General features: G+C 40.2%; 12 protein-coding genes and 1 other annotated feature. Of the genes, 3 read left to right on the plus strand and 9 right to left on the minus strand.

Annotated features, from left to right (window positions below; genetic code table 11):
- Positions 1-12: 12 nt before the first annotated feature.
- The 6 genes from aroC to ESP02_RS06275 form a co-directional block, all read right to left on the minus strand.
- Positions 13-1179: a chorismate synthase gene (gene aroC / locus ESP02_RS06250; RefSeq protein ID WP_038398757.1), complete on the minus strand. Its 1167-nt coding sequence runs from the start codon at positions 1177-1179 to the stop codon at positions 13-15.
- Position 1180: 1 nt separating this feature from the next.
- Positions 1181-2245, minus strand: coding sequence for a 3-dehydroquinate synthase (aroB, locus tag ESP02_RS06255; RefSeq protein WP_002372877.1), 1065 nt, complete (start codon positions 2243-2245; stop codon positions 1181-1183).
- 32 nt (positions 2246-2277) lie between these two features.
- Positions 2278-3300: a 3-deoxy-7-phosphoheptulonate synthase gene (aroF, locus tag ESP02_RS06260; RefSeq protein ID WP_002313693.1), complete on the minus strand. Its 1023-nt coding sequence runs from the start codon at positions 3298-3300 to the stop codon at positions 2278-2280.
- A gap of 657 nt (positions 3301-3957) precedes the next feature.
- Complete coding sequence (locus tag ESP02_RS06265; protein ID WP_002372879.1) at positions 3958-4932, minus strand: beta-galactosidase small subunit; 975 nt, start codon at positions 4930-4932, stop codon at positions 3958-3960.
- On the minus strand, positions 4913-6796 hold the full coding sequence (locus tag ESP02_RS06270; protein WP_038398754.1) for a glycoside hydrolase family 2 TIM barrel-domain containing protein: 1884 nt from the start codon (positions 6794-6796) through the stop codon (positions 4913-4915). Before ESP02_RS06270 ends, ESP02_RS06265 begins: the two co-directional genes overlap by 20 nt.
- A 17-nt stretch (positions 6797-6813) precedes the next feature.
- Complete coding sequence (locus tag ESP02_RS06275) at positions 6814-9039, minus strand: alpha-galactosidase (RefSeq protein ID WP_025478315.1); 2226 nt, start codon at positions 9037-9039, stop codon at positions 6814-6816.
- A gap of 113 nt (positions 9040-9152) precedes the next feature.
- Between ESP02_RS06275 and ESP02_RS06280 the strand changes: the two genes are divergently transcribed.
- Entirely contained in the window at positions 9153-10187 is a 1035-nt protein-coding gene (locus ESP02_RS06280) for a LacI family DNA-binding transcriptional regulator (protein ID WP_002400258.1), read from the plus strand.
- Positions 10188-10253: 66 nt separating this feature from the next.
- Here ESP02_RS06280 and ESP02_RS06285 read toward each other — a convergent pair whose 3' ends face one another.
- The 3 genes from ESP02_RS06285 to ESP02_RS06295 all read right to left on the minus strand — a co-directional run bounded on the left by ESP02_RS06285 (position 10254) and on the right by ESP02_RS06295 (position 13692).
- Positions 10254-11267 carry an alpha/beta hydrolase gene (locus ESP02_RS06285; protein ID WP_010732464.1) on the minus strand — a complete coding sequence of 338 codons (1014 nt, stop codon included), beginning with the start codon at positions 11265-11267 and terminating at the stop codon, positions 10254-10256.
- Positions 11268-11344: 77 nt separating this feature from the next.
- A complete protein-coding gene (locus ESP02_RS06290; RefSeq protein WP_025478316.1) occupies positions 11345-12481 on the minus strand; it encodes a 5-methyltetrahydropteroyltriglutamate--homocysteine S-methyltransferase in 1137 nt (378 codons plus the stop codon).
- Positions 12482-12573: 92 nt separating this feature from the next.
- Positions 12574-12805: a binding site (T-box leader), on the minus strand.
- Positions 12806-12930: 125 nt separating this feature from the next.
- Entirely contained in the window at positions 12931-13692 is a 762-nt protein-coding gene (locus ESP02_RS06295; protein ID WP_002400262.1) for a MerR family transcriptional regulator, read from the minus strand.
- A gap of 98 nt (positions 13693-13790) precedes the next feature.
- On the opposite strand from ESP02_RS06295, the gene ESP02_RS06300 reads away from it, so the two are divergent.
- Positions 13791-15512, plus strand: coding sequence for an ABC transporter ATP-binding protein (locus ESP02_RS06300; protein ID WP_002400263.1), 1722 nt, complete (start codon positions 13791-13793; stop codon positions 15510-15512).
- Positions 15513-15526: 14 nt separating this feature from the next.
- On the plus strand, positions 15527-17311 hold the full coding sequence (locus ESP02_RS06305) for an ABC transporter ATP-binding protein (protein WP_002400264.1): 1785 nt from the start codon (positions 15527-15529) through the stop codon (positions 17309-17311).
- The last annotated feature ends 15 nt before the right edge of the window (positions 17312-17326 follow it).

Raw genomic sequence — 17326 nt, forward strand, 5'->3', positions numbered from 1 at the left:
TTTGCCCCCTCTTTAATAATGTTTCAAGTAGTCACGGTACTCCTTCACTGCAGCTTTCAACTCAACAAGCGAATCACTTGGGAATTTTGACAATAGCTCTGTCGCTACTACAGTGGCTACAACATTTTCCGCAACGACGCTAGCTGCAGGAACTGCTGTACTATCCGAACGTTCTACACTTGCTTTGTAAGGTGCTTTTGTATCGATATCAACACTTTGAAGTGGCTTGTACAATGTAGGGATGGGTTTCATGACCCCGCGGATAATAAGTGGTTCGCCATTGGTCATCCCGCCTTCGAAGCCGCCTAGATTATTGCTACGTCGGAAGTAGCCTCGTTCTTCTTCCCATAAGATCTCATCCATCACTTCTGATCCTGGTAATGATCCAGCAGTGAATCCGACCCCAAATTCTACTCCTTTAAAGGCATTGATACTAACCACAGCTTGCGCGATTTTGGCATCTAGCTTCGTGTCCCATTGTACATAGCTTCCTAATCCAGCTGGAACGCCTCCAACGAGCACTTCTACAATTCCTCCGATCGTGTCTCCATTTTTCTTTGTCTGATCGATCAGTTCTTTTATTCTTTGCTCGACTGCTGAATCAACAACCCGTACTTCTGATGCTTCAGAAATTTCTTTGATTTCTTGAATGGAGATATTTTCAGGTATTTCTGCTTGGATTCCACCAAGACAAATCACGTGTCCGGCTACGATGATGTCAAGTTCTTCCAGAATTTTCCTGGCAATTGCGCCGATTGCTACACGCATGGTCGTCTCTCTTGCAGAGGACCGTTCAAGCACATTCCGAAGATCTCGATGATGGTATTTCATACCGCCTACCAAATCCGCGTGTCCTGGACGCGGACGTGCAACTCGCCGCAGTGATTGGTCTTTTTCAGGTACTTCTGCTACAGACATGACAGTTGTCCAATTTTTCCAATCTTTATTTTCTACCACTAAAGTGACAGGTGAACCAATTGTTTTGCCGTGACGGATGCCAGACGTGATACGAACACGGTCTTTTTCGATCTTCATCCTTCCTCCTCTGCCGTAACCAGCTTGTCTGCGAGCGAGTTCGTGATTGATTTCTTCTTCTGATAGAGGTAACCCTGCTGGTAGTCCTTCAATAATCGCTGTTAATTCTGGTCCATGGGATTCTCCCGCAGTCATATAACGCATCTTACAGTCCTCCTAAGTAATCTTTGAATGTCTCTGTGGGAACAGGTACGATTTTTGCTTGCCCAATCTTTTCTAGTAAGATGATATTCAATTGGCTTCCTCTTGCTTTCTTATCATGGGTTATCGCGTGGAATAATCCCTCTGAATGACTTAGATCGTAAGTAATCGGCAGGTGGAATTTTTGGAGTATCCTTTCTAATGCAGCTGTCGATCCAGTTGGAGACAAGCCGATTTTTTCTGCATGAGAAGTGATGGCTACCATTCCAATAGCTACTCCTTCTCCATGACTGACTACCCCATATCCTGCTGTATTTTCAATTGCATGGCCAATTGTATGACCAAAATTTAAAATAAGTCGATTTCCTTGGTCAAAGACATCTTCTTCCACTACTTTTCGCTTGATTTTCAACGTAGCAGTGATGATTGGAACAGCATGTTCCAAAAGATTTTTTTCGTCTTTCAGCTCATTCAGCTGTTGCCAAAGCATTGCATCTGCTATAGCTGCTGATTTGATGATTTCAGCGATCCCTTCTCGTAAACGACGTACCGGCAAAGTCTTTAGAACCTCAGGATCAATCAATACGCCATCTGGCTGGCTAAATGTTCCGACAAGGTTCTTCGCTTTGTTTGTATTGACTGCTGTCTTCCCGCCGATACTAGAATCTACTTGTGCAAGTAGCGTAGTCGGAAGTTGAACGAAATGGATCCCACGCATGAACGTCGAGGCCACGAATGCGGCTAGATCACCCACCATTCCTCCACCAAGTGCAAGTATTCCATCGCTACGGGTAAAATCATTATCTGCCAAAAAATCGTATAACTCAGCTGCTTGTTCCAAAGATTTACTGGTCTCACCCGCCGGTACGATTGAAAGGACTGGTTCAAAATCAGCTTGTCTCAATTGGAACATGATTTTTTCCGCATACAGTGGAGCAACGTTGGTATCAGTGATCACAGCTACTTTTTGAGGCTTCCAAATCGTTTGAAGCCATGATCCAGCCTGTTCTAGTGCACCTTCTTCAATATGAATATCGTATTTCTGGTTATCAACATGTACAGTAAGCATTCGTTTCACTTCTTTCTTTTAAAAAGCTGGCATTAATCGAGTGTTTGAATCTTTTCCATTGCTTCTTTCATGATCGTCACTTCTTTCATCATGCGTGAGTATGTCTTTTCATTCAACGATTGGGGACCGTCTGACCAAGCATTTGCAGGATCAGGATGGATCTCTACGATCATGCCATCTGCTCCGCTTGCCACACCCGCACGGGCCATTGGTGGTACAAGATCCCAAATACCTGTACCATGACTTGGATCAACGATCACAGGGAAATGAGTTAATTTTTTCATCAATGGGACAGCACTTAAATCAAACGTATTACGTGTAGCTGTCTCGTAAGTCCGAATCCCACGTTCGATAAAAATGACAGGAGATTTGTCTTCGACTGCAATGTATTCTGCAGCATTAAGCCATTCATTGATCGTACCAGAAATCCCACGTTTCAATCCAACAGGTTTACCTGTTTTACCGACAGCAGATAGCAGTTTGAAATTTTGCATATTACGTGCGCCAATCTGTAGGATATCGCTGTACTCAGCCACCATGTCGATATGCCCTTCATCCATCACTTCAGTAATCACTTTCATTCCAAATTCATCAGCCGCTTGACGGATGTATTTCAATCCTTCTTCTTCTAAGCCTTGGAAAGCATATGGAGAAGTACGTGGTTTGAAGGCACCACCTCGCAGAATTTTTGCACCCCCGGCTTTGGCCATTCGCGCACATTCTCTGATTTGGTCTAATCCTTCGATAGAACAAGGACCAGCCATCGTCACGAAACTACCGTCACCAATTTTTACTCCGTCTACATCCACGACTGTATTGCCAGGATGGAATTCTCGAGAAGTCAATTTGTATGTGTTTAAAATACGCACAGCATTTTCTACTCCTTCGTAGCGTGTAAATGCTCCTTCTTGTAAACTTCGCGTATCACCTTTTAGTCCAATCACTACTCGTTCTGTTCCTTGATCGATTGAGACTTTGAATCCTTCTTTTTCGATATGATCGACGACTTTTTTTACTTGTTCTTCCGTTGCTTCTTTTTTCATAATTACTATCATTGTTTTTCCCGCTTTCTTTTGTTTACTTATCTATCTTGGCTGATTTTCTTTACTTTTTCAAGGTGGTTTTACATAAATCCCTACTAAACGACCGTGTCCTGTTGTTCTCATTTTCGCTCCTTCTTTCCTACTTATGACTCGGATAATCAACAAAAAAAGATGTCCCTGTAGGAAATTGCCTCTACAGTGAACATCTTCAACGAGCCTTAAAAAGCGCTGCAAAAATATAAAATAGCCACTATAGATGAATTTCTCTACGTGGCTGTAAGTCGTGTTTAAAAATCTTTAGCCATCATAGATACAAACTTGGTTTGTTTGTACCCACGAAGTCATGAATACAAACCTATCTAAAATAGCTAAAGTAATACGTATTCAGTTTTGTAAGTTTTCTAGATTTCATAAAAAATCGCTCCAAACTGATGTAAGAATTGTACCTAGTATAGACATAAAAAAATCGACTGTCAATCATTTTTGTGAAACTTTTTTTAATTTTCTGATAGTTAACTTTGTTTTTCAGAAAAATAACAATTGGTTTTATTGAAGAAAACAGTCATGAACAAAAGACTCTGAGACTCTTTTACTCCCTTGTTCATGACATATAGAATAAAGCAGCTTTGTCTTGTACACTCCGTTTTTCAAATAATAATCTAAAGATCGCTACTGGATAATAAAACTGATTTCATGGTCCTCTTCGCCGCTGATGCGGTAAGGTGACTCAACATCCGCTCCCCAGCTATTGATACCCCCGACTCCTCTTACTTTTGCAAAAATCGTAAGAACCGTTCGTCTTTCTGGCGGTAGTTCTTCTATATGTGTCGCCTGTTCCAGTTCTTCTGCTTTGAATGGTAAAGCGGAAAAAGCAAATGGCGTATCCTGCTGTTCAAATCGCAACGAAAAGTCTTCTTGATCGTTGTCCGTATTATCCAATGTTTGATTTCTTGTTAGTTCTACCCATTTCGTTTCCATATGCATACCGCATTCTTGGGGAACAAGGTATGGAGGGATAGGGAGTCCTTCCACTTTATAAATACCTTCGATACCACCAGCCAGCCGATCCGGATATGTTTCCCCTGATAAACCTTCATACTCAAAGAATTTTGCTTTTGTTGGCATAATGAACCTTATACCCAATGCTGGTAATTCCGGCAACCCTTTTTGTCCATCATAATGCATCTTAACAAGCATTTTACCCTCTCCAGCGATTTGGTAGGAAATTGTCACTTGTGTTTTTGGTACTGTGTTGATTTCCAGTGTAAAAATGATTTCAACCGTTCCAGCGTATTCATTACTTGAATATTGATTATTTACTGGAGCAATCGGCAAATCGATCTTTTTATTGTCCACCAGTACTTCTATTTCTTTGACTTTTGGATACAATCCGGCTCCTAACCACATACCAGATTTAAATCCAAATCCGCTACCTCTGTCATTATCGGTCGTTGCCCGCCAAAAAACTGGAAGTGTTTCCCGGTATAGCCATTCTTTTCCGTTTTTATTGAGTGATTCCAGTCCGCCTCTTGTATAAGAAAAAATATAATGCGTATTTCCCGATTTGACACCTAATGTACAGTCGCCGAAGACGATTGCAACTTTTTCCGTCTCCATATGACTTTTATTTACTGTATTTTTCATAATAATATCTTACCTCCTGCATGGCGGGTTTTTCTTGTCCATCTGCAAAAACGATTCCATTCCCTGAGAATTCATAGTCACTTGGTTTATCGTCAAAGTCACCGCCATAGCGCATCACTTCTCGACCAGTGATTGGATCAGTCACTTGGATCGCCTGATCTTTAAAATCCCATATATAGCCCCCTTGGTACATTTCATAACGATCAAGCAACGTCATGTAAGAATCCATTCCACCTAACGAATTCCCCATGTCATGCATGTATTCACATAAGATGAACGGTTTTTCCGCTTTATTTTCAAGGTAGTCAACGATCTCTTCTGGTGGCGCATACATGCAGCTTTTTACATCTGAAATCGAATCTTCGAATGCTGGATTTGGAAAATTCCCTTCATAATGGACGAGTCGATCCGGGTCTACTTTTTTGAAGTAATCGTTCATTTGTCGAATGTTTTCTTCCGCATAGGATTCATTTCCAAGAGACCAAAAAAGAATGCTTGGATGGTTTTTTAATGTTTCGAAATTCGTTTTTGCCCGATCAAGAACAGCGGCTTGCCACTGAGGTACTGCACCTGGCACGTTGTAAGAAGGCTCAAATGCACCCATTTTTTGCCATGAGCCGTGGGATTCGAGGTTCGTTTCCGCCATCACATGGATGCCTGCTTGGTCGCATAAATAATACCAAGTGATCTGGTTGGGGTAATGAGATGTCCGTACGCCGTTGATCTTTGCATTTTTTATGATAGCCAAATCTTTTTCCATATCTTCTATAGTGATGGCGCGTCCTTTTTTTGGATGCCACTCATGTCGATTTACCCCGTTGATGATCATCCGTTTTCCATTGAAGTAGATGATTTTATCTTTGATTTCGATTTTACGAAAACCGAAGGAATAGTCAATATATTCTGTTACTCTTTTTTCTTCGTCTATCGTCTCCAATTCAAGCTTATATAAATTGGGCTGAAAATGCCCCCACAGTGCCACGTTTTCAAATCCATCTATCCGAATCGTCATTTGCTCTTTTAACGGATATTGCTGTTGATAGATTTCCTTCCCCTCAGGATCTAGTATCGCTACATTCAGCTGACTGTTTTGGGCTACTTGCTCAAAAGACAAATCTACTTCAAGTTTTCCATTTTGACATTTGTCATCTAAGCGAGATTTGATCCAAAGATCTTCTAAATGGTTTTGTCCTCGAGCAACTAAGAAGACATCTCTAAAGATCCCAAAAAATCGGAAAAAGTCCTGATCTTCCAAGAATGCAGCTGTACTTCTTTTGTAAACCTCCACAGCTAGAATATTTTCTTCTTCCAAATAAGGTGTTAAATCAAATTCAGACGGAGTGAACGAATCTTCGGCATACCCGATAAAATGACCATTCAACCAAAGGAACATTGCTTGTTCTACACCAGCAAAATGAATCGAGATTTGTTTTCCCTTTAGACCTTCTTCTAATCGAAAAGTCGTCAAATACGAACCCACTGGATTGTCTTTAGCAGTTGAAAATATCCCTTCCGCCTCTTTCTCAGGGCTTGTCGTGAAAGGGGGACGGCGAAATACATGTCCCTCCCACGGATACATCGTATTGATGTAATGGATCTTGTCATAATTTGCTAATTCAATATGACTAGGAACAGTGATTTCATCAAAAGAACAGGCATCAAAATCTTTTTTATAAAATGTTTTTGGACGTACCGAAGGATTTGGCGAATAATAAAAACGCCATGTTCCATTTAAAGACTGTTTAAGGGAGGATGTGGTTTCTACTTCTTCCCTTGTTGCATAGCAAACATGATCGCTATGTGCATTTGATTGGTTCACTCTAAAAACTTGTGGATCATCTAACCATTTTATATTTGCTTTCATACTTTTTTCCTTCTCTCTCATAACTTTTTGAAATGAAGCAACTCTGTTTGGAAATCACCTTGAAAATCAGGGAAGTACAGTCCGACTGTCATCAATTCGGCCCCCGAAAATATCCGCTTCGAGGTCTGTTCCTGATAAAGTGCCTCATCATCTAACCCCATCAGATATACTTCATGGAACACTGGTTGCGCTGAAGCTAGTATCCTCCCTAAAAACACAATAGCTTCATCTTGTTTAGGAGACACAAACATCCATGCGGCAATATTTTCTTCAAAAGGACTCGCCAAACGATAATAATGGCCGTACTGAATCACCGGACGAATCGTTTGATAGGATATAATTTGGTCTTTGACTTGCTTTTTTTCTTTAGGAGACAGCTTTGTCAAATCCAGTTCATAACCAAAAACAGCGCTCATAGCTGTTTCTCCTCTTGTTTTCAACGAAGTAGATCTGCCAGTCTGATGATTTGGTACAGCTGATACATGAGCCGTGATGGACGAAATCGGATAAGCAAGACTTGTTCCATATTGGATTTTCATACGCTCCACTGCATCCGTGTTATCACTTGTCCATGACTGCGGCATATAATAAATAAAACCAGCATCAAACCGCCCACCTCCACCAGAACAGCCTTCCCATAAGATTTCCGGATAATCAGCTGTCAAATGTTCGAGTAGTTCATAAAGCCCGAGCATATAACGATGCGCTACTTCTCCTTGTCTCTGTGGGTCAAGGGTAATCGAATAGACATCTGAAAGCGAACGGTTCATATCCCATTTGATGTAGTCAAGAGGAATCGTGTCTAAAATCTTTCTCATTTGTTTCTCAACCGTCTGCCGAACATCTAACCTTGTAAAATCCAGTACATGTTGTGATCTGGAAGCAGAAGGCATTCTACCTGGCTCCTGCATAAGAAAATCAGGATGTGTTCGATACAGTTCAGAATCAATGGAGATCATTTCTGGTTCAAACCATAAACCAAATTTCAATCCTTTGCTATGAGCATAATCTGCTATTTCACGTAATCCATTTGTCAACTTGCCTTCATACTCGAACCAGTCTCCTAATGAAGAATTGTCCGCATCTCTTTTTCCAAACCAGCCATCATCTAATACGAACATTTCGATGCCTAGCTCCTTTGCTTCATCAATGATCGCCTTGATTTTTTCACTATTGAAGTCAAAGTAAGTGGCTTCCCAGTTATTGACAAGAATCGGCCGTTCAGCAAATTGATGACGACCTCTTGCGATTCTTTCACGTAGCAACTCATGGTGGATCTGACTCATTTTGTTCAATCCCTGACTTGAGTAAGAAAGGATCATTTCAGGTGTTTGAAAAGACTGATTTGCATTCAATTCCCACGAAAAACGATGGCTGTTGATCCCACCGACGACTCTCAATTGATTGATCTGATCTTTTTCAAGTTCGAAAGAATGGTTGCCGGAATAAACAAATTGAAGTCCGATCGCTTCTCCAGTGTTTTCTGTCGTATGATGATGAACTAAAGCAATAAAGTTATTCATATGGTGACTGCTCGTTCCTCGACGGCTTTCAAATACTTTTGTTCCAGATAAAAGAGATTGCCGTGAGATCTGTCTTTCATTGACATGTGCTCCTGGCAAAGCAATGACTTCATCAAATCGCCTAGTATGGGCAAAGTCTAGCTGGAAACTAGCTGCTTTTTCTAGTTTGATTGTTTCTCCGGTTTCATTTCTTATCTTTACAGATCGTGTGATCACTGCTCTATCACTAAATATGGTATAGAACAAATCGAAATAAATCGCTGTTTCTCTATCCTTGAGTGAAATCACCAACGTTTGTGCCTCTGACTTGTCTAGCACATAAGTTTGAGGCAAGCCTTCGATGTCTGGCTTCCCATCTGTAATATAATGGCTGTCATATCTCAGATCCAGTAAGTCTGACCCATTCTTGCGCTGAATGATCGATGCGGGCGTTCGAAAGTCCATGCTGCCATGAGAAGAGTATTCTTGCGGTAGTGTATCTTTCGACAGAGACCGGTCAGGATTTAAGGGAACATTTCCTGAAAATCCACGATCTCTTCGGGGATAATTTTTATTGTCTTTGTACTGCTTGACTGGTTTGCCAAAATAAATATGCGCCAATACATTGCTCTCTTCTATCTTTATCAGATAAGAAAGAAATGTATTTCGTAAATGGAAGACTCGGCTCTTTTCATCAAATAAGATGAAATTTTTTTCTGTTTTTCTATGCGTAATATCCATCATTTCACTCCCATCAAAACGGAAACCGTTTACTTTTTTTATAATTCCTGTATACTGTTTACTAAACAATTTTGTCAATAGAAATTTTTTATTTTTTTGAGGAGTGTGTAAAAATGGTTGGAATTAGAGATGTCGCACGAAAGGCAAATGTCTCCCCTGCTACAGTTTCCCGCGTGTTGAATAACGATCAGACGATCCATGTGGCTCAGGCTACTCGGCAACGGATAATAGAGGCAGCTGCTGCGTTGGATTATGATATCAGTACTCGTAAATATATCAAAAAGAGAATGCCTTCGATTGGTGTGATCTCTACGATCGGCAAAGCTAGCGAAGAACAGGATATCTATTACAAACATTTGCGAGTAGGGATGGAAGAAGAGGCTCGACGTCTGCATTTAGGGATGAATCGAATCTATAATCTATCTGATAATCCTAAACAATGGGAAGATCTAGATCAGTTAGGTGCGGTGATCGTTGTTGGGACTGTTACGAAAGAATCGATTACCGCCTTGTTAAAACAAAACATGCAAATAGTCGTCGTGGATAACCCTGACATCCAGCAAGAGGTCGATATGGTGTATGCAGATCTTGAACGGATGACTAAAACCGTACTGGAATTGTTCTTAGAAAATGGCCATAGAAGAATAGCCTATATCGGGGGATATAAAGTCGATATGGATGAATTCGGTGGGAAGCAGATTTCTATAAACGAAAAGAGGATGCGTGCCTATCAGCATTTTATGATCGATCATCACTTAGAAAAATATATGTCTTATCGTCTAGGTGGCTGGACTGAAAAACAAGGTGAGGTACTTGCGACTGATCTATTAGAAAATGAATCCCCTCTTCCTACTGCCATTCTTGTCGGGAGCGATCCAATGGCAATCGGTGTCTATCGGGCATTGAAACAAAAAAATATCCAAATTGGAGAAGAGATTGTTGTAGCAAGCTTTGATAATATCGAGACAATCGCAAACCTCTCCCCTGGCTTGACCAGTGTTCAAATCAATGCGAAATCAATTGGGCAAGCAGCTGTTCGAATGGCATTAGAGCGAATTGACGGTATACGGGACGAACCAATCATTTTGACTTATCCTGCGCGATTGATTGTTCGGGAAAGTTTTATCCCAAGAACAAAAAGGTATTGAAAGAGAGGTTGTGAAAAGCCGCTTCGTTTCTTCATACTCAAAACTAAACGGCTTTTTCACAACCTCTTACTTATACTTATTCACAAAATCCAATGTCTGCTGGTAACAATTTTGCGATTCTTTTAGCGTGTAATCAAATTGGTATTCATGGGTAATCTCTTTTTTTGTATCTGTATAAAACAAGGATTGCACGGGTACCTTTAATTCTGTCAACCGATTTTCTAATGCTTGACCTTGCTCCTGGAATGAGTATGCATTTCCGTCAGTTATATACGTTGGCGGAAATTCCTTAGAAACATGGTCAGCCACACTAGCTTCTTTCAGTTGCTCGCTCGTTTTCCAATCTTTTGTTCCAATCAACGACCATGCAACAGTTTTGACGAAGAACTTCATAAATCGATCATCCGAATGTTGCTGTGCTGTTAGCTTCAAATCAACGGGTCCGCAATAAGAAATGGTTCCTTTCAAACTATCTTTTGGAAGTACCTGTTTGATTTTCATTTGTTTGGCATATGCTTCGTTTGTTTGTAGAGCTGCATATTGCAAAGCGATTTGTGCACCTGCACTATCTCCGCCAAAAAATAGTTGTTCCATGTCTAGCAGTTTGTCGTCTTTTTCTTCAGCTAATAAATCTTTGACCAGCTCATTCACTTGAAGAACTTGATTAGGGTATTCTGAATCAGGCGCTAATTCATAATTCATCGCAACCACTGCGATGTTGGCGTCTGATACTAATTTTGTCGCAAATTCCTTGACACCTGATTTATCTCCGCCGACGAACCCTCCACCATGTACCCAAAACAGAACAGGCACAGGTCCCTTGCTGTTTTTTGGATAGTAGATATCATACGTATTCTCTTTATAGTTGGACTCATACGTCAAATCTGTTTTTTTCGCCACGTTTTTTTCTGCTTGATTGAACGTTTTCTGATCGGTGATTTGAACAGTATTTGAAAACATATGGTTGATCAAGAATGCTCCAGGTCTGGGGGAAAGCTGGAAGGCAAGAAAGATTGCAAACACGATCCCGAGAATGATCCCGAAGAACCATCCGATAAATTTAAGAATTTTCTTTTTCATAAGTCTCCCTCAGTAATTAATATTAAGCATTCTGATTATACCATAGTGTTCTTTCCTAGCAAGCTCTCCTGCATGATTTAATTGTTCCCCCAAACTTCTTCTGCAATGCTTTTGACAAAAGCAATCTTTTCCCATTGTTCTTCTTCAGACAAAATATTTCCTTCTTCTGTTGAAGCAAATCCGCATTGAGGACTTAAGCACAAACGATCCAAAGGCAGATATCGTGTCGCTTCGTAGATCCGGTCAATCACTTGCTGGCGCTCTTCCAGTTCACCACTTTTCGTTGTGATCAAGCCTAATACAACTAATTTATCTTCGGAAACTTTCGCTAAAGGTGCAAAACTCCCAGCACGTTCACTATCGTATTCTAAATAATAGGCACGGACATTCTCTTGACTAAATAATGGATCTGCTACGTCGTCATAGCCCCCCGATGCTGCCCAAGTAGAATGATAATTCCCGCGACAGACATGTGTATTGAGCATTAAATCATCTGGCTGGTCAGCTAAGACTGCATTATTGATCGTTAAATAAAGATTTGCTAGCTCCCGACGAACTTCTTTTTCATCTTCTCCCTCATCCACCGCAAACCCTTTAGGAAGTGGTGCAACTAATACTCCCCATGTACAATCATCTAGCTGGATCGTCCGCGCACCTGCTTCATATAAGTCGTCGATCACTTGACGATAAGCTGCAATGATATCTTTAATTAATGTTTGATTGTCTTCATAGACTTTTCGAACATGGGGTAATATATCCGGACGAAGTAGTTCCACTAAAATTTGAGCTGGAGCAGGAATTGTCTGTTTCACTTCGATGCCTTGACTTGTATGAGCCTGAGTGAATTTAAAATGTTCGACGAAAGGATGGTTCGTACCAGAAATTTTCCCCGTCACAATCACTGTACCAGGACGTGTCTCTTCTCCATGAAAGAAATAACCATGTTCAGGCACATAAAATTCCACGCCATTCAACCCATAAAAGAAGTCCAAGTGCCACCAGCTGCGACGGAACTCTCCATCAGTAACAGCTTTCAAACCAGCTCCTTCTTGTTTTTTTATCAATTCGATGATCGTTTCATCTTCAACTTTTCGAAGTTCTTCTTGTGTGATTTCCCCATCAGTAAAACGAGTCCTTGCCTCTTTCAGCTTTTCAGGACGTAAAAAGCTCCCGACGATGTCATAGCGAAATGGTGATGTTGTTCGAATTGTCATAAAAAATCTCCTCCAATAATCATGTTTTAACAAAGCGTAAGAAGCTTTTCGAAAAAAGAAAAAAGTACCCGCCTCTTTTGCCGTTGAACGACAAAAGGGACGAATACTTCGTGTTACCACCCTTATTTGCATTATTCTCACAAATAATGCCTCATCGGTACAGATTGTATACCCGGCGAGTTATCGGTCGCTTTACCGTTTAGATTGCGTGAACAATCAAAAAAACTCAGAGCTCATCTTCACTGACCAAACAATCCTTGCTCTCACCTACCAAGGTCTCTGTACTTATTTCCTATCAGCTACTCTTCTCTTCAACGCTTCATTATTTGCTAATTAATATCCCACTTTCGTTTCATTTTGTCAATCTTTTTTTAATAAAAAATCGAGCAGTTTCTCTCTCTTATTTCATTTCCATCCATTCAATCACACTTATCCTAAACACTTCTTTCCTATTTTTTCATTTCCATCCATGCATGATAATATTCAATTCTGATATTGTTTTCGTCCGTATTCGTCAATAGATATTGTCCGATCACTTCTCCTGTTTTCCACCCTTTTTCATGCATTGTTTCTCTGACTTCTAAGATATTATTACGTTCCGCATGGTTCATCTCAGATTTCAACAAAAACCGGCGATAAGTAGTCGTATCTTTTTTCTTCCAAATCACATCTTGGGAAAATAAATGTATCTCACTGGGATCGATAAAAAAGCCGTACATCGTTTGCGAACTGGAAGCTGGCATACTCATCATTCCAAAACTCGAATAGTTCGGTAGAAATTGTTTTATTTCCACAATATCCTCAAATTCCGTTGAGATCATACAGTCAAAAGGGATCTCTTCTATAGGAAATTCTTCCTCGTTTGTATCGATCATCAATTTCAACTGTTTTTTCCGCGCCCTTATCTCTTTCTGTTTTTGTTTCATTATCAATAGCTCTTTATGGATTCTTTTTTCTGTTTCATCAAGTGTCTCATATAACTCCGTCAATGTTTTACCATATAAATTCTTCATCTGCTTGATCGGTATATCTAATTTTCTATAAAAAACGATATCATAAAGCATAAAAATATCATCGATATCAAACAAGCGGTAATCATTCTCTTTCTGTCTGCTTGACCGAATCAGACCCTGTTCATCCCAATAGCGAATCGTTGATTTTGGCAAATCGAACAGTTCCGATACTTGGCCGATCGTGTACATTTTTTTCATTTTTTCTCACCTCTTTTCCAGTTTATTCTTTTTTCTATTGACCTTCAAGCTACTTGAAGGTATAGAATCGAAAAGTATCAGGAAAAAGGAGGAATAATATGACTATCTTAAAAAAATTCTTACAGCAAAACAAAGGACTCGCTTTCCTTACCTTTGTGATGATCTGTTTACAAATCGCCGGTACATTAGGTGTACCAAAATTAGTAGCCAAACTGATCGACACAGGTATAGCAAGTGGCGAAGCCTCTGTTATCAAGAAAATCGGCGTTGAAATGCTACTTGTAGCATTTCTAGGAACGATCGCTGCAGTTGCCTCTAGTTACTTTTCAGCATTGGCATCCGCTCGGTTTGGATTCCAGACACGGGAGAAATATTTCCGTAAATTCCAACAACTGTCAATGAAGGATATCAGCCGTTTCAGTTCTGGATCTCTTTTGACAAGAATGACGAATGATGTTGATAATGTCCAGCAAATGATTGTTTTATTTTGCCAAATGATTTTACCAGCACCAGTTATTTGCTTTTTCACCATCCTCATGATGTTTCGTTATTCTCTATTGCTTACATGGGTTACATTACTCTCTGTTGTTTTTTACGTATGGATCGTTTACCGACTGATGAAACGAGGAACGCCTTTATCTTTGAGTATCCAACCAAAAATGGATCGGATCACCATCACATTGAGAGAATTCTTTACGGGAATCAATATGATCCGTGCCTTTGATAATCAGTCATATGAAGAAAAGCGAACGAATCAGACCTTTGCAGATTATGCTAGTCAAATGATCAAAGTGAACCGAATCTTTGCTTGGGTCACTCCAATTGCTTTTTTACTCATGGGAATCGTTTATGCTTCTATTTTGTGGTTTGGCGGAAATCTTGTGGCAGACGGGACGTTACAGATCGGCGTCGTGACCGCGGTAGTGGAATACTCTATGCTGACACTTGCTTATTTGATGATTGCAGCCATGGTACTGGTCATTATCCCTAAATCATTCGCCTCTTTACGACGGATAGAAGAAATACTCGAAGCAGAGATCGAAATTAAAGAAGAGACGATCCAAACAGCTGCTAAACCATCCTTTGATCAGACAAATGCAGCTGCTTTTGAACATGTCACATTCAAATATACTGAAACTTCTGATCCAGTTCTAGAAGATATTGATTTTACAATACCTAAAGGAAAAACAACGGCGATCGTTGGCGGGACCGGATCTGGAAAAAGCAGTTTAGCAAAACTTCTCTTGAGACTAAGTGATCCTACGGTAGGAAAAGTGACCCTTGGTGGTATTCCTCTTACTCAAATGACGCAGGAACAGATCCGCTCACACATCAGTTATGTCCCTCAAAAAGCCTTCTTATTCAGCGGTACGATCTTAAGCAACTTGCAGATGGGAAATGAACATGCCTTACCAGAAGAATTGGCTAAAGCGATCAAGATCGCCCAATTAGAAGAACTAGTGGACACTCTTCCTGATGGATTAGATAGCTTTGTTGCTCAAGGTGGTTCTAATTATTCTGGCGGACAGAAACAGCGGATATGCATTGCTCGAGCATTGATCAAACCAGCAGAAATCTATGTATTCGATGATAGTTTTTCCGCTTTAGACTATAAAACAGACGCAGCATTAAGGGCAGCACTCCATAAACACATGTCGGAGAAAACTCTCGTGATTGTTGCTCAACGGCTCAGTACGATCCAACAAGCAGATAACATCATTGTTTTAGATGAAGGAAAAATCGTAGGACAAGGTACTCATGAAGAACTATTGTCTAATTGTCAAACATATCAGGAATTTGCCAAATCACAAGGAATATAGAAAGAAGGGATTCGATGGAAAAGAAAAAAACGTTAAACACAGGCGCTTTGATACGTTTTTGGAAAATGATCAAACCTGAACATAAATATTTTTACGGATTGTTTCTATGCAGTTTATTGGGCAACCTATTAGTTGTAGCCATGCCCTTGATCATGGGAATTGGGATTGATGATTTATTGTCGCAAATAAGAAAAACAGGTATTGGACAGCTTTCTTTCAGTGATATCAAACAAGCATTGTTGTTCCCTGTCTTATTGCTGATCGGCTGTTCAGTCCTAAGCAGTGTTGCTTCATTTATCCAAGAACGTACAATGGCAGCATTAAGCGAAAAGATCACATTGAGGGTGCGAAAAGAAATCACAAAAAAATTCAAAACGTTACCGATGTCGTTTTTTGATAATCATCAAGTCGGCGACATCATCAGTCGGACGACTACCGGACTCAATCAGCTTTCTCAAGTGTTATTGACAGGTATCAATCAATTTTTCACTTCTGTCGTAACAATAGCTGCTGCTGGTCTAATGCTGTTTTATATCGAAAGCAAGCTCACTTTGCTCGTCTTATTGCTGATCGTTGGAAGTTCAATTGTTACAACTAAAATTGCGAATAAAAACAAACAGATTTCTGAACAAAACCAATATGAACTAGGTGTCTTGAATAATCGGATGGAAGAAATCTTAGCTGGTAATCTAGTGGTCAAAACATTCAATCAGCAAGCTCATGCAGAAGCTTCCATACATGAAGTAAACAAAAAACAATACAATGCTTTTAAACGTGCTCAATTTATGAACTTTGCCATCTATCCGGCAATCCGTTTCATCAATCAACTCGCCTTCATCATAAGTGCGGTATTCGGTGCTATACTCGTTCTTTCTGGCGGTGTGACGATTGGCTTCTTACAAGCTTACCTTCAGTACATCAATCAGATCTCTGAACCAATTTCCACTGCTTCTTATGTGATCAACTCGATCCAATCCGCAATGGCTGCAATCGAAAGGATCTTTGAGATATTAGATGAAACAGATGAAATTCCGGACTTACCAGAAGCAAAACTTTTGGAAGAACCGAAAGGAAAAATAGCTTTCAAAAATGTACAATTTGGTTACACATCGGATAAAATATTGATGAATCAAGTTGATTTTTCAGTAAAACCAAAACAAACTGTGGCGATCGTTGGACCAACTGGTGCAGGAAAAACGACTTTAGTTAATCTGCTGATGCGTTTTTATGAACTGAATAAAGGAAAGATCGAATTTGACGGCCGCGATATTACTAAGCTTTCGCGTGGAGAACTACGCCGTTCTTTTGGGATGGTCTTACAAAATACCTGGCTGTTTGAAGGAACAGTGGCCGATAATATTGCCTATGGGAAAATGGATGCCACGAGAGAACAAATTATCGAAGCGGCTGAAATCGCGCAATGTGATCACTTTATTCGAACACTGCCAGAGGGATATGATACAATCATCTCTAGCGAAAATGGTACGTTATCTCAAGGACAGCAACAATTATTAACAATTGCACGGGTCATTCTGGCAAATCCCCCTGTCGTTATTTTAGATGAAGCAACTTCTAGTGTAGATACACGAACAGAAGCATTGATCCAACAAGCAATGGAGGCTGTGACAAAAGACAGGACAAGTTTTGTCATTGCCCACCGTTTGTCAACGATTGAAAATGCAGATATGATCCTTGTAATGAAAAACGGCGATATCGTCGAAAAAGGAACGCATTCTGAATTACTCCAAGCACCAACGCTTTATGCTAGCCTTTATAATAGTCAATTTCAGGTAGCATAGCCAAAAGAGCGTGGG

Origin of the sequence: Enterococcus sp. NBRC 3427, assembly GCF_007996925.1 — a bacterium.
Lineage (GTDB): Bacteria > Bacillota > Bacilli > Lactobacillales > Enterococcaceae > Enterococcus_B > Enterococcus_B lactis.

Bases quoted from the DNA above. Each gene is read 5' to 3' on its own strand.
- ESP02_RS06290 (WP_025478316.1), bottom strand. From the start codon at position 12,481: ATGACAATTCGAACAACATCACCATTTCGCTATGACATCGTCGGGAGC.
- ESP02_RS06295 (WP_002400262.1), bottom strand. From the start codon at position 13,692: ATGAAAAAAATGTACACGATCGGCCAAGTATCGGAACTGTTCGATTTG.
- ESP02_RS06300 (WP_002400263.1), top strand. From the start codon at position 13,791: ATGACTATCTTAAAAAAATTCTTACAGCAAAACAAAGGACTCGCTTTC.
- aroB (WP_002372877.1), bottom strand. From the start codon at position 2,245: ATGCTTACTGTACATGTTGATAACCAGAAATACGATATTCATATTGAA.
- ESP02_RS06275 (WP_025478315.1), bottom strand. From the start codon at position 9,039: ATGGATATTACGCATAGAAAAACAGAAAAAAATTTCATCTTATTTGAT.
- aroC (WP_038398757.1), bottom strand. From the start codon at position 1,179: ATGCGTTATATGACTGCGGGAGAATCCCATGGACCAGAATTAACAGCG.
- ESP02_RS06265 (WP_002372879.1), bottom strand. From the start codon at position 4,932: ATGAAAAATACAGTAAATAAAAGTCATATGGAGACGGAAAAAGTTGCA.
- ESP02_RS06280 (WP_002400258.1), top strand. From the start codon at position 9,153: ATGGTTGGAATTAGAGATGTCGCACGAAAGGCAAATGTCTCCCCTGCT.
- ESP02_RS06270 (WP_038398754.1), bottom strand. From the start codon at position 6,796: ATGAAAGCAAATATAAAATGGTTAGATGATCCACAAGTTTTTAGAGTG.
- ESP02_RS06285 (WP_010732464.1), bottom strand. From the start codon at position 11,267: ATGAAAAAGAAAATTCTTAAATTTATCGGATGGTTCTTCGGGATCATT.
- ESP02_RS06305 (WP_002400264.1), top strand. From the start codon at position 15,527: ATGGAAAAGAAAAAAACGTTAAACACAGGCGCTTTGATACGTTTTTGG.
- aroF (WP_002313693.1), bottom strand. From the start codon at position 3,300: ATGATAGTAATTATGAAAAAAGAAGCAACGGAAGAACAAGTAAAAAAA.